General features: G+C 40.4%; 9 protein-coding genes. 1 reads left to right on the top strand and 8 read right to left on the bottom strand.

The window, feature by feature from the left end; genetic code table 11:
* Positions 1 to 7: 7 nt before the first annotated feature.
* The 8 genes from JIG37_RS12600 to JIG37_RS12565 form a co-directional block, all read right to left on the bottom strand.
* Entirely contained in the window at positions 8 to 1,222 is a 1,215-nt protein-coding gene (locus JIG37_RS12600; RefSeq protein ID WP_054551975.1) for an HDOD domain-containing protein, read from the bottom strand.
* 91 nt (positions 1,223 to 1,313) lie between these two features.
* The gene (locus JIG37_RS12595) at positions 1,314 to 2,852 is read right to left on the bottom strand and encodes a glycogen/starch synthase (protein WP_187490042.1); all 1,539 of its coding nucleotides are present in this window, start codon (positions 2,850 to 2,852) and stop codon (positions 1,314 to 1,316) included.
* Positions 2,853 to 2,975: 123 nt separating this feature from the next.
* A complete protein-coding gene (gene glgC, locus JIG37_RS12590) occupies positions 2,976 to 4,274 on the bottom strand; it encodes a glucose-1-phosphate adenylyltransferase (protein ID WP_054551973.1) in 1,299 nt (432 codons plus the stop codon).
* A gap of 18 nt (positions 4,275 to 4,292) precedes the next feature.
* A complete protein-coding gene (locus JIG37_RS12585) occupies positions 4,293 to 6,815 on the bottom strand; it encodes a glycogen/starch/alpha-glucan phosphorylase (protein WP_054551972.1) in 2,523 nt (840 codons plus the stop codon).
* Positions 6,808 to 8,865, bottom strand: coding sequence for a glycogen debranching protein GlgX (gene glgX / locus JIG37_RS12580; RefSeq protein ID WP_199529498.1), 2,058 nt, complete (start codon positions 8,863 to 8,865; stop codon positions 6,808 to 6,810). Before glgX ends, JIG37_RS12585 begins: the two co-directional genes overlap by 8 nt.
* Positions 8,855 to 11,092: a 1,4-alpha-glucan branching protein GlgB gene (gene glgB / locus JIG37_RS12575; RefSeq protein WP_199529497.1), complete on the bottom strand. Its 2,238-nt coding sequence runs from the start codon at positions 11,090 to 11,092 to the stop codon at positions 8,855 to 8,857. Before glgB ends, glgX begins: the two co-directional genes overlap by 11 nt.
* Entirely contained in the window at positions 11,092 to 13,068 is a 1,977-nt protein-coding gene (malQ, locus tag JIG37_RS12570; RefSeq protein WP_199529496.1) for a 4-alpha-glucanotransferase, read from the bottom strand. The genes glgB and malQ overlap by 1 nt, the downstream gene beginning before the upstream one ends.
* Before the next feature lie 8 nt (positions 13,069 to 13,076).
* Positions 13,077 to 13,376 (bottom strand): isoamylase early set domain-containing protein, encoded by a 300-nt coding sequence (locus JIG37_RS12565; protein WP_054551968.1) that lies wholly within the window; start codon positions 13,374 to 13,376, stop codon positions 13,077 to 13,079.
* Positions 13,377 to 14,316: 940 nt separating this feature from the next.
* Between JIG37_RS12565 and JIG37_RS12560 the strand changes: the two genes are divergently transcribed.
* Positions 14,317 to 14,784: a hypothetical protein gene (locus JIG37_RS12560; RefSeq protein ID WP_199529495.1), complete on the top strand. Its 468-nt coding sequence runs from the start codon at positions 14,317 to 14,319 to the stop codon at positions 14,782 to 14,784.
* Positions 14,785 to 14,913 lie beyond the last annotated feature (129 nt).

Here is a 14,913-nt window from a genome sequence, read left to right as displayed (position 1 = left end):
AAATCCCTTATAGGTTTTGCCTGCAGCTATCACTCCAATTTACTGCATTTTCGTATATCTTGGGAAGATCTGCGCTTTCAATACTTAGATAGGCAACAGCCTGTTCAAGCGCCCACCAGCTACCAGTTTCGTACGCTTTAACCGTTTCAAGTATGTAATAGAGGATATTTTTTTCTTGCATGAGAGCAGCATGAATTTCGTCAGGAAACGGCAATCTATCCAATAACTTTTCCATAGGTTGATCTAATATGGCATCAAGTAATGAAAATAGCCCTGTTAAAAATGCCTCACCAGTTTGCTGTTTAGCAACACGCTGAGCGATTAATTCACAAAAACGGGCTCTTACAACACAAAGCCGAGTCAACTCGGCTGGTTTTGACTGGGCACTGTGGGCAGTAATAATTAGGCTAACAAACTTTTTAAGTCGTTCATGACCTAAATAAACAAGCGCTTGTTTTAATGAGCCAATTTTACTCTTTATAGGAAAAACACCGCTATTTATTAAACGTAACAGTTTATAAGCAAGTGCAGTATCTAAAGAAAACAAACCAGCGATTTCACTGATATCTGGATCTGGGCGCATGACTTGTGCATAAATCGATAATACCAGCGCATAATTGTAATCAATATCACGATGCTGAATCATCTTCGGTTTAGCAAAAAAATAACCCTGAAAAAAATCAAAGCCCATTTTATGCGCTTTTTCGTAATCATCAGCTGTTTCGAGTTTTTCAGCTAATAGCTTTATCTTTTGATACTTTTTTAATTTATGAACAATCGGGGCCAATTCTTCAAAAGGGGTTTGCTGAACATCAAACTTTATTAAACGAATAAGTTTTAAAAAACGGTCCCATTCGGGTTGGTAAACAAAATCATCCAACGCTAATTTATAGTTGTTATGAAATAACTCACGGCAATATTCGTAATTTTCGTCCGTTGGCTCAATGGTTTCAAGTAACTCAATCACGACATCATTTGTTGGCAAAAATGCGCAAAGGTCCAGCTTCAAAGACTCTGGACCAATATTAATCAATGCTTTTTTACCCGACGTTATATGACGAGTACCTAAATTGAGCTGGTTTTCCATAATTAGGCGAGCCGTTGCCGTGCTCTCTGACACATCAGGAAAACTATTTTGTAAACTATCTCTAAATAGTAGCTCATAGGCGACAACTTGTTGACGACGATTAAAGACCGCTTGCCTAGCAACAAATACAGCCACTTTACCTACTTTTCTTATTTTATATCACACTAAGTAATTAATAGCTGAAATTGGTAAAAAAGTCACCTAATTACCATGAATCACTTACTTTTTATTGATATAAGCCAGATAAATAGCCTTCTGCAACGGATTGCCACGTAAAACGGGCATTTCGAGCCTGTTCACATATTGAGCACCATTTTTCTGGTTGCGATTTTTTAAGCTCAAGCGCATCACTAAAACTAGTAACAAGTTCGTAGCTTTGTGATGCCAAACTCTCGCCTTGGAAACTGAAACCACTCACATGATGTTCTACTGTATCACGTAAACCACCTACACCATGTACTAAGCACGGCTGTCCTGCTCGCATTGCTAACATCTGGCTAATACCGCACGGCTCAAATGAACTTGGCATTAAAAATAAATCGCCTAAGTGGTACATGTATTCACCAACATAATGCGCATAACCTTTTAAAAATAGCAGGTTATCTTGACGTGCCATAACTGATGTCATGATGTGCTCAAGTTCAGTATCCCCTGAGCCTAAAATAACCATGTAGCCGTTATGTTGTTTTAAACGCTGACATAACTCATCTAACACAAGCCCTTTATCATAAGGCTGACGAAGTAACAGTGCTTTTTGGTCCGTTAAACGACCCACACTGGTTACTAATGGCCCTGAAAACGGCCGTGTTTTAAATTGAAGTAATCGTTGATGCGCTATGTAATAGCTTGAATCTAATACTGGGCTTTTTGCCATCCATTGAAATAACGCATTTTCGGCATGTTGATAAAGACTCGCTAAGCTGATGTCTTCAAGCTTCATTCCTGGGTACTCGCAACCATTAAGAATGCCCACTACACGCCCTTGTTCATAGGCAGCCTGCAAGTCAGCTTCAAGTCCCTCACCACCAAAAAAGCCTTTTTCAGCATCACTTGGACGCAGTACTTCTTGGCAATAAGTTGGCGAAACAAGGTGTACTTTATCAACCAGGTTAATAGCAGTACGCATTGGGTTAAAGCAATCAAAATAGCGCGGATCGCATAACCTTTCGCCGTTATAACCTAAACTTGGGAACCAGGCTTCTAGGCTTGAGCTATCACCTTTGAAAGGACGTATCCCTTGCAATGCAAGGTTATGTACTGTGTAAGCTAAAAATAAGTGCGCTAGTTTTCTATAGCGGCTATCTGATTTAAGTAATAGAGCAACACAAGCACTGTGCCAATCATGTAAGTGAACAACATCCGGCGTGCGAATAAGCCCTTGTAATAAGGCTTCGCAAACAGCAGCGTTAAAAAGAGCAAACTTACTTGCATCGGTTGCAAACGGACGGCCCGGTTCATCATTACAATAAACAGCGCCGTTATGGCGGCTAAATTCCCAATGAGAAATAAGCAGTTGCGTTATACCTTCTTCACTTTTAGCAAGCTTCCACACATCCAGTTTTTGCATATGACCTGCAAAGGGCACGTGCACTACACCTATGTGATGCCGCTCTAAATACTCAAAGCCATAATCTGGGATCACCACATCAACACTAAGGCCTTTTTCTACTAACGCTTTAGGGCAATCTCTAACAACATCCGCTACACCACCGACTTTTGCATTCGGTAATGCATCATTCTCTGCAGCTACCATCAATACATGCATGCTTTGCAGTACTCCATAAAACTTTTATACCAATTGGCAATAATACTTAATTAAGCAAACTGGTATTATTCAAATATAAATAAAGGAGGGACATGCCCTCCCTTTTTGTCTTAGCGCGATTGCTTAAGCAAGGCGTTTATTATCTTGCTCTTGTTGCTCTAACTTCTTTGCAAGCTCATTCAACATATCACGAGTGACCAACACAATCCCTTTTTTCGAGACTCTAAAGCCATTTTCTTTGTCGACTTTGTTATCGTAACCGATTTCAAGTCCTTCGGGGATCTCACAGTTACGGTCAATAATAGCACGCCTAATCTTACAATTTCGGTTGATCTTAACACCTGGTAATATCACTGATTCTTCGATTTCACAGAATGAATGAACATATACATTCGAGAAAAGTAGTGACTTCTTAACTTTAGAACCAGAAATAATACAGCCACCTGATACTGTTGAATCAACAGCCATACCACGTCTGTCATCATCATCAAAAATGAATTTAGCAGGTGGTAACTGCTCTTGATAAGTCCAAATTGGCCATTTTGGATCATAAAGGTCAAGCTGTGGCTGTGGCATTACCAGCTCCATGTTGGCTTCCCAGAATGAGTCAAGTGTACCCACATCGCGCCAGTATGGCTGACCATCATGTACATCTCTAAACGGATAGGCAAATACGTTATGCTCTTCGATGATAGCAGGGATAATATCGTGACCGAAATCTCGGCCAGAACCTTCAGTTTCTGCGTCTTTTTTCAATTGTTCAAATAAGAACTCAGTATTGAAAATATAGTTACCCATTGATGCTAAACAGGTCCCTGGCTTACCAGGCACAGAAGTAGGCTCAGCAGGTTTTTCATCAAAACGACGAACACGATTGCTTTCATCAACTGTCATTACACCAAATGTATCTGCAGCTTCTTCGCAAGGTACCTCAATACAACATACCGTCATATCAGCACCTGTCTCAACGTGTTTAGCCAACAAACCACCGTAGTCCATACAATAAACGTGGTCACCCGAGAGGATCATCACATACTTAGGCAGCTCATGGCGGATAATATCCATATTTTGGAATACCGCATCAGCTGTACCACAATACCAGTCATCTCCATTTCGCTGAGAGGCAGGAAGTATTTCAACTGATTCTCCCAATTCTTTTTTGAAATGGCCCCATGCACGATTTACGTGACGAATTAACGAGTGCGACTTATATTGAGTAGCAATACCAACTCGACGAATACCTGAATTTATACAGTTCGACAGTGGAAAGTCGATGATTCGGTGTTTACCACCAAAATAGACTGCTGGTTTAGCACGCCAGTCTGTTAATTCATGTAAACGTGAACCTCGCCCTCCTGCTAGGATGAGGGCATACGTTTCTCTTGTTAAACTACTTATATATCGGTTTGCATAACTTGGCATAACTCTCTCCGTCTTAAGCTAGCTGCTTTTCTTCTGTGTGTTTTGCTGTGCACTAGTATCCATTAATGGCTCCAAATGCCAGATGTCGTCACTGTATTGACTAATGGTTCTATCGCTCGAAAACATGCCACTGGCTGCAGTGTTCAAAATACTCATTTTTGTCCAGTGAGCAGTATCTAAGTAGGCTTGTTCAACTTGCTCTTGCGCTTCTACAAAGCTGGCAAAATCATGAGCGACTAACCATGGATCGTGCGGGCTCTTAATCGCCGCAATAATGTCGTCAAATAAATTAGGCTCAAACAGGTTAAAATGACCGCTCTCAAGTAATTGCATTACTTTATAGAGGCTGTCAGTTTGGTGAATAATCTGCTCAGGATTATAGTGTGCTTTGATATCGTCAATTTGCTCTGCACGTGCACCAAATAAGAAGAAGTTATCAGCACCCACTGCATCACGAATTTCAATGTTAGCGCCATCTAACGTACCTATAGTCAAAGCACCGTTCATCATGAACTTCATGTTACCTGTGCCAGATGCTTCTTTACCTGCTGTAGAAATTTGCTCAGATAAATCAGTTGCTGGGCAAATAGTTTCCATGGCTGTTACGTTGTAGTTAGGTAAAAAAGCAACTCTTAAATACGGTTTAGCAAGCGGATCTTTATTGATCACTTCTGCTACGTTATTAATTAATTTAATAATTTTCTTCGCCATGTAGTAACCTGGTGCAGCTTTACCGCCCAGTAGCACGCAACGAGGAACAATGTTTGCTGTATCGCCTTGGCGAATACGATCGTAAAGGTGAATAACGTGCAGTACGTTTAATAACTGACGCTTATATTCGTGAATACGTTTAACTTGCACGTCAAACATCATTTCAGCGTCAAACTGTACACCACAGCGGTTTTTTACTAATTCAACAAGGCGTTGCTTATTAGTGTGCTTTACAGCTTGCCATTGTTTATGGAATTTAGGGTCGTCATATAGACGGCGTAACTGGCTAATTTTGCTAAAGTCAGCAACCCATTCATCACCAATGTGTTGATTAAGCAGTTTAGCCAACTCTGGGTTACAATGTGCTAACCAACGACGCGGTGTTACACCATTGGTTTTATTATTGAATTTATCTGGCCATAGCTGATAAAACTCGTTAAATAAGCCAGCTTTAAGCAGCTCAGTGTGAAGTGCAGCCACACCATTAACCGAATAACTACCTACAATCGCTAAATATGCCATGCGAATTTGCGGCTCAGGGCCTTCTTCGATAAGCGATAGCGCACGCTGTTTTTCAACATCACCAGGCCAAGCTAACGCAACTTCGGCTAAGAAACGCGCATTGATTTCATAAATAATTTCTAAGATACGCGGTAGTAATCGGGCAAATAAAGATACTGACCACTTCTCTAATGCTTCAGGAAGTAAAGTGTGGTTTGTATAAGCCATGGTCTTAGTCGTGATAGACCACGCTTCTTGCCAATCTAGCTCATACTCATCAACCAAAATTCGCATAAGCTCAGCAACAGCAATACTTGGGTGCGTATCGTTTAATTGAAAAACATGGTAATCAGCAAAATCAGAGAAGTCTTCGCCATGTTTGCTAACCCAGGTATCAATGATGTCTTGTAGACTCGCCGATGATAAGAAGTATTGCTGACGTAAACGTAGCTCTTTACCGTTCTCGCTACTATCATTTGGGTAAAGTACCATTGTGATTTGTTCAGCTAAGTTTTTACGCGCTACAGCTTCTGAGTAACTACCCGCATTGAACTCGCTTAAATCAAATTCGTCAGTGGCTTCTGATTTCCATAAACGTAGGGTGTTTACAATATCGTTCTTGTAACCCGGAATCGGCACATCATAAGGGACAGCTAAGACATCATGAGAATCTAGCCATTGACGGTGTTCACGACCCTGTTTATCAGTATAGCTTTCAACATGACCGAAGAATTTTACGCGTTTTGATTGCTCAGGCGCACTCAGCTCCCACGGGTGCCCTTCACGTAACCAATTATCTGGTTGTTCAATTTGATGACCATTTTCAATAGCTTGATTAAACATGCCATATTCATAACGAATACCATAGCCAACCACTGGTAATGCAAGACTTGCACAGCTATCTAAAAAACATGCAGCTAAGCGCCCTAAGCCACCATTACCTAGACCTGCATCATGCTCAGCCTCCGCAACTTGCTCAAGTTCGGTGCAGTATTCTTGCAACGCCTTAGCTACTTGCTCATCTAAATCTAAGTTTAAAATCGCATTGCCAAGGGCGCGGCCCATTAAAAATTCAAGAGACAAGTAAGCTGTTTTACGGCGTTTTTGTTCATGAATTTGCTGTTTTGTTACTCGGCAACGAGCAACTAATCGGTCACGAATAGTTAATGCTAATGCATGGTATAAATACAGTTGTGATTTACCTACTTTGTCACGTCCAAGGGTGTAATAAAAATGGCGTGATAAATCATCGTCTAAGGTACTTTCATCAACTGTAGGCGCATCCTGCCAGCCCTTAACAACACATACTTGATCGGCATTTTTAGCCATGATTAAGATCCTCTGAATTGGCGGTAAAAACCCAGCTGCTCATTGCAGCAATCTCGTGTTCCTTGTCAACCAACTGAGTTGACATTGGATGAATGCTGGTCAGCGCTAACTGCCATTTTCCTTTATCTAAGTTAGGAAGTTGGCAAGTTACAGGTTCTGATCCTGCATTTAATATGATCAATAAAGCTTGATTTGTGTGCTTGTCTGTCAGGCTGTATATCAGCACCTGGCGATCGCCTTGATGCCAATCGTCTTGTTGCATATTGGTGCCTGATTCAGTGAACCACGCGACGTCATAACGCGGGTCATTGTCGTGAACAAAAAAGCGGTGTTTAAAAATGCTGAACTGCTTACGAATGCGCAAAACATCGTCAATAAAACGTGTAAGAGGATGACTAAATTGTGAGTCTTTCCATGCAAGCCAACTTGTGCGATTGTTTTGACAATAGGCGTTGTTGTTACCACCTTGTGAGTGTGCCATTTCGCTTCCTAATGAAAGCATAGGCACGCCTTTAGAAAGCAACAAAGTTAACAGCATATTTTTTTGTTGCTGTAAGCGTAATTTGCTCACTTGTGGGTCATTGGTAAACCCTTCAACGCCACAATTGAATGAGTGATTGTCACTGTGTCCATCACGATTTTGCTCGCCATTGGCTTCGTTATGTTTATTCTCGTAACTAACTAAATCAGCAAGCGTAAAGCCATCATGACTAGTGATAAAATTGATACTGTTAAGCGGCCCACGTAGGTTATGCTCAAACAAGTCAAACGAACCATGTAAACGTTTTGCAAGCTCACCAATTACGCCCTGTTCTTGTTTCCAAAAGCGTCTTATCGTATCGCGATATTTATCATTCCATTCACGCCACGGTGCCGGAAAAGCCCCTAATTGGTAACCTCCTGGGCCTATATCCCAAGGCTCTGCAATGAGTTTAACTTGGCTTAATACTGGGTCTTGATTAATCGCTTGGAAAAACGCATGCGCCTGATTAAAACCATTCGGGTTACGCGCTAAAATGGTTGCTAAGTCAAAACGAAAACCATCGACCCCCATCACTTCAACCCAATAACGCAAGCTATCAAGTACCAGCTGTAAAGAACGAGGCGAATCAATATTTACCGTGTTACCACAGCCGGTATCATTAATATAATGCTGCGGTTTATCAGCAACAGTGCGGTAATAACCTAAATTGTCTAAGCCACGTAATGATAAAATAGGCCCATCTGTGCCCGCCTCTGCAGTGTGGTTATAAACCACGTCGAGTATTACTTCTATGTCCGCTTTGTGAAGCGCTGCCACCATTTCTTGAAACTCACTAATATCATCATTAACGAGATACTCTTTATGCGGCGTAAAGAAGTTAAGCGTGTTGTAGCCCCAGTAATTTTGTAAACCTTTAGCGGTAAGAAACTGCTCGCTGATAAATGCATGAATAGGTAATAATTCTAGGCAAGTCACCCCAATAGTGCGTAAATGCTCAATAAAGCTAGGATGGCTTAAACCTAAAAACTTACCTTGTAACGATTTTGGGATCTCAGGATGACGACAGGTTGCACCAACTACATGACATTCGTAAATAACCGTTTTACCCCAGCTGTGATTCGGCTTTTTACCTGTGTAAGGTGCCAACTCACGAACTCGAGATTTTGGCATATCAATAGCATTGTTAACCTGGCTTAACTTTCCTACAGGCATTTGCCCATAGTGACGTTCACTCCACGTAAACTCGCCATATAAATCACGCGCATAAGGGTCTAACAGCAATTTGTGATTATTAAAAAATAGTCCTTTTTCGGGTGCGTACTCACCATCAGCGCGAAAGCCATACAAGGCGCCACTTTTCAGAGGACTCACTTTTAGTGTCCAGATACCGCCTTCGTTCATATGCATCGCTAGGGTGAGAATTTCTGAATGACCACTGCTATCAAATAAGCATAAAGACATATGTTGTGCTTGTGGTGCGTACACAGCAAAGTTTACGCCCTCACCAACAACAGATGCCCCTAAAGGCGAGCTCACCCCAACTTCGAGTTCAACACTATGACTCATCGCTCACCTTCTTAAGGTAAATTGTCGCAAGACCAGGCAAAGACACACTGATGCTTTGATTAAAGCCATGGCTTTCAATCGCTTGGCTTACGATGATTTGCTCTGCGTGACTAGTTGCATCAACGCCAGAACCAAAATAGTCCGCTTTATCTGTGTTCAAAATAACTTGATAAGTACCAGCTTTTGGCACACCTATCACGTAGTCGTGATACACCTGTGGCGTTAAATTACATATCACAACCACAAAATCTTCTGCTTTCTTTGCATAGCGAATAAAGCTAAACATACTTTGCTCAGCATTGTTGCTGTCGAGCCAAGCAAAACCTGCTGGGCTGGTATCTTGCTCGTATAAAGCTGGCGTACTAGTGTAAACAGCATTTAAATCTTTAATCGTTTGCTGCATGCCACTGTGGCTAATATGCTCAAGTAAATGCCAATCAAGCGATTGGTCGTGATTCCACTCTTTACGCTGGGCGATTTCAGCACCCATAAACAATAATTTTTTACCTGGATGCGCCCACATAAAGGCATAATATGCACGTAAGTTTGCAAACTTTTGCCAGTCGTCCCCTGGCATTTTTTCAATTAATGAGCCTTTACCATGCACCACTTCATCATGGCTAAGCGGTAAAATATAGTTCTCGCTGTAGGCGTAAACCATCGAAAAGGTCATTTCGTGGTGGTGATGCGAACGGTAAAGGGAATCGCGCTGCATATAATGCAAACTGTCATTCATCCACCCCATATTCCACTTATAACCAAAACCTAAACCATCATGGTCAACTTGGCGCGTAACACCCGGCCACGCAGTTGACTCTTCAGCCACCATCATAATACCCGGATTTTTCGCATAGCAGCGCATATTGACTTGTTTTAAGCACTCAATAGCGCCTAAGTTTTCTCTGCCGCCGTATTGATTTGCAACCCACTGCCCTTCTTCACGGCTGTAGTCTAAATAAAGCATTGAAGCAACCGCATCCACACGTAAGCCATCAATACCAAATTCATGTAGCCAGTACATTGCATTCGCAATCAGAAAGCTACGAACCTCTGCGCGGTCATAATTGTAGATATAGGTATTCCAATCAGGGTGAAAACCTTGTCTCACATCAGCGTGTTCGTATAGATGGGTGCCATCAAAACGATGTAAACCATGAGGATCACTTGGGAAATGACCAGGTACCCAGTCCAGTATGAGACCAATATCTGCTTCGTGACATTGCTCGACGAAGTAAACAAAATCTTCAAAGCTGCCATAGCGACTGGTCGGGGCAAATAATCCAACGGGTTGATAACCCCAAGAACCATCAAATGGGTACTCGCTGATTGGCATTAATTGTAGGTGCGTAAAACCGAGCTCTTTTGTGTAAGGAATAAGATTATCAGCAAGTTCACGCCATGTGAGATAGCGCTCGCCGTCATCTCGTCTTTGCCAAGAACCCGCATGCACTTCATAAATGCTAACAGGCGCATCGACACTGTTTCTTTTTGCACGATTTGCTAACGCCCTTTCAGAAAGCTGAATACCTGTTTTTAGCTTTTGTAGCACTGACGCTGTACCCGGTGCTTGTTGCATCTTAAACGCAAATGGATCAGCTTTATCAAGCACTTCTCCGGTCACAGTGGTGATAGCAAATTTATAGCATTGATGCTCTTTAAGCCCAGGAATAAACAACTCCCATACCCCACTGGCAGGATGAAAACGCATAAAATGACGATTACGCTGCCAATAATTAAATTCACCAATAACCGATACACTACTGGCATTCGGCGCCCACACTGTAAAGCGAACACCATCAACCCCTTGTTGAGTCACAAAATGTGCACCAAAATGTTGATAAGCATGCTCTAAACTGCCTTCATTAAACAGATACATTGCCTGTTCATCTAAGCTGCTTTCAAAGCTGTACTCATCATATTGTTGATGAGTAAATTCATTGCTATAGCTAACATCCAGCTGGTAGTCAGGTTTCGTTTTTGATTTGATATTTGCGACAAATAAATGACTATCACCTTGTTGCTGCGCAACGATTTTTTCTGTGCCAAGCAGAATCGAAACACTGCTTGCGCCAGGCAAAAAGCAACGAATTTCATAGCTTGTAGGGCCACTTTTATGCGCCCCAAGAAAGCTGAAAGGATCTCTAAAACAACCACTGGCTAATGCATCGATTTGTTTTTGATAAATAACAGATTGTGCACTTTGCTCTTGACGAACACGACTTCGCATTATTGATTCCTTATCGAAATTAAATTGGCTAAGAATGACTGTTGCGCTTCGATAATCTGCGCAGCTGGACGCGACAATAAACGCCGCCAATTTGGGTACTCTTTATCAGTACCGGGGATATTTACAGGCAGTATTTGCTGGTCTAAGTCATCTATTTGAATAGTAAATAGCTTTGCTGGTGCTGCCGCTAATGAGGATGCCAACGCTTCATAAACCGTAAAGGCATCTGTTTCTAACGATAAATGCTGGTGTGACTCTCGTGCGATAAAATTAAGCATACGATGCTTTTCAATGTTTCTCGCATCGAATTGAGCCCGAGTTTGCTCATTATCAAGCAAACCATATTGTTGTTTAATCGTAATATCGTGGCCAATCCACCAGCCTTTGAATGGTGGTACATCATGGTTGGCTATCATTAAAAGGCTATGAGGCGCAAAATGCTCAGCCGCTAAAAACTCGCCTTGATAATCTTTTTCAAAGTAGAACAACCCATTTGAATAGATTGCACTTGCTTTTAATGCTTCACGCACTTCATTAGGTACCACACCTAAATCTTCACCAATTACGACGCATTGATTAAGATGAGATTCAATTTTAAGCACTGCTAATAACTGTTCAAACGGATAATAAACATAACAACCATCTTGCTGGGAATTATTCTCAAAACACCACCAAAGACGGCGAATTGCCATTACATGGTCAATTCTAAGACCACCCACATCTTCCATATTGGCGCGGATAAGTGAGCGATAAAAAGCAAAGTTGTCTTTACTTAACTTTTGTGGATTCAGTGCTGGCAAACCCCAATTCTGACCATGTTCAGCCCAAGGATCTGGCGGAGCTCCAACATGAGCATTTTCGGCAAATAGCTCATTTTGGCTTTTGAACTCACTGCCATCACCTGCACAGCCAACGGCTAAGTCATTAATAAGGCCAATTGCCATACCGCTATCACGGGCAGCTTGCTGGCAGATATTTAATTGAAGGTGAGCTTGCCATTGTAAATAGCTAGCATAATCACGGTCGCCAACCAACATGGTCGACAGGCTGCGTTTATGGGTTTCACAAAAACGAGCGAACTGCTGTTTTCGCTCTTCTGAAGCAAACTCACAAAATTGTTGATATAAACAGCTAAACACTTGATATTTAAAATCACTAACCGATGTATAATCAATGTAAGTCGCATCGGTTTGCGGTTTATTTGCCAATAATTTATCAAGTGCATTATTATTTTTGGCGTCTTCGCATAATGACACAGCAATATACAGCGGGTTCAATAACGCTCGGCTATTTGGACTATAAGGACTCGCCCTCTCAGGACTGTGTTCAAACAGTAAATGCAGCGGATTAAGCAACACATAATCCATATTGTTAGTCGCGGCTGCTTTAATAAGTTTTGTTAAATCAGCGAAATCACCAATTCCTAACCCCTCTTCATTGCATAAGCTATAAAGCTGAATGGATAAGCCCAAACGCTTTTTATCATCAATAGAAAAGCTTTCTTTAGGTGTGATCCATAGCTGACTGTGAGCTTGCTGATCTGCCACTGTAATGAGTGCATCATGGTAACCGATTGGCATTTCAGGAACTGGCAATGCAAGCTCAAGATAACGAATGCCGTTTAGGCCGTAATCACCTAGTACAGCTAAACCTTGCAAGTTTTCACAAGTAAAATGAATATCAAGCGAAGGCACGCTTAGAGTACATGAGCGTGTTAATAAACGCTCATCAACGCGTACTTTCAAAATTGGATGGTGTGCCTCAATAATGCTCGTATGAGGCAACAAGTTCAGCCAAGTACCTGCATCTAATGCAAAATTAAGTTGGTTTATTACATCAGAATCTTGGGTATCTATACCGCAACAACTAAGCGCCTGCTTGCGTGTACTTTCATCGAAAATAACATGCTCACCAGTGTATTTAGTATATTCATAGCCTATGCCATGCAGGTAATATAACTGAGATAGTGAGTGCATCAAAACACCTAAGCGCGCTGGGTATTAACAATGCTGTTATCAGTACCAAAACCGTTAGGAATATAACCATCAGCTTGGTGGTCGTTGTCCCATGTCTCGCCATTGATTAGATAACGGAAGTGAAACTCTTGATCAAGTGGTAAACGCTGCTTGCATTTGAAAACTTGCTCTTTTTTATTGAACTTCATTGGCACAGGCTGCCAATCTGTAAACTCCGCAACTAATTGCACATCTTCAGCATCAGGATGCTTAAATTCAAAAGTAACTTCGGTTTCGTCTTTAGTTTTAAAAAAGCGTTTGCTTAGCATAGTGGGCTCCAATTCAACCAATTGGTAAATTAATCCTTGCCACAGTACCGCATTCAACGACTCTATAAGCGGAGGCTGTGCGTTCCAGGTTTCATAAACTTGATTACCAAATCATCAAGTTCATTAAGTAAATCAAACCTATATTTACGCATTATGACAGTGCAAATGTTTATTTTTCGCACCAAGATAGTGCGTAAATTAAACAAAAATTACAACAATCATATTGCTGTATTATTACGAGCAATAACTGAACCAAGTTGATGATAAAATACACTTTAATTTCAGTATGTTTTATCTACTCTCGTAATGACTTATAAAAAGTAGATAACAAATTGGGTTGGGTAAAGTGAATTAAATTGAAGTGAACAATTAGAGCAAAAACACTAAAAAGACACTATTTCATTTAGTAAAAAATATAAGCATATAATTTACAAAAATAAATTACATTGTTTCTGTAAGGTAAATTATATAAATCTATATGAGACATATATAAATCGTTATTCCTTCCAGAAAAAACCTACAAAACAAAGCAAAACCAACCGTTAATTTTTACTACCCAATTAACTTATTTAAAAACTACCCAAGCAGAAAGACAAAAACAATAAGTACAAAATCGTAAATTTAAAATTTAAAACTAGTTATCAAACCAACATCAGACCAAGCTTTAAAATAAAAATAAAAACCTTTTTAAAATTTAAAAGCGGACGTTTTTCCAGTGAAGTAAATTTATTTTACATCGTAAACGCTAAGCGAATATTATTAGCTCACTACCACCCCACAAATAGAGCTTATACTCTAAACGATGTGAATTTTCACATTTTGTACCAATCTAAACACCATTATCAATAAAACGCTTTTGCTAACTTATCTGTAACAATATAATTACTGACATTATAAAGGTGAGCACAACTTATAAAAATGCACCAAAATGGTACTCTAGATGACAAATGCAATACGAACTTCATTCACGATTATTATTACTATAATTGCTTTCGCTTATGGGATGAGTATCTTATTAACAAAAAAAATTAATGATTTAAATTATATTGATAGCGGAATAGAGCTGTACTATTTAACTGGTGTAGAATCGCAGATAACAAAAACGGCTTGGTATAATATTTTATTAAGTGGGCAAAACATAATAAGAAAAGAGAATGAAACCTATATAGTAATAAATTCTGAGCAAGGGCTGACTGTCGCGGCACTTTCATCAGATATAATATTATCTACACTGTTAGCTCCAATAAATATAATTATACTATTATTATTGATAATGGCAGTAAGCTGGATAGTTAATATAAGAGTACAAACTCGAAATGAGAGTTACACTCTCAAATTGCTTAATACTCAAGCATCTGATTTACTTAAAAGTCTCAACTTAGCTACCAGCTCTACAGGGCCTTGTTGATCAAATGCAACTCTCTAACAAATTCACTTAACTTACTGATATTTAGGCAGACCAAGGGTGTTGATCTTATTTAGCGCCTTCACTTTGATCATCGCTTCAACCAGTTGGCGATTGTAATCACGCGCATTT

The sequence above is a fragment of the Pseudoalteromonas sp. bablab_jr010 genome (genome assembly GCF_016464105.1).
In the GTDB taxonomy this organism is placed as follows: domain Bacteria; phylum Pseudomonadota; class Gammaproteobacteria; order Enterobacterales; family Alteromonadaceae; genus Pseudoalteromonas; species Pseudoalteromonas simplex.
Note: the sequence above shows the minus strand (reverse complement) of the source record. Positions and strands in the feature narration are given on the sequence as shown.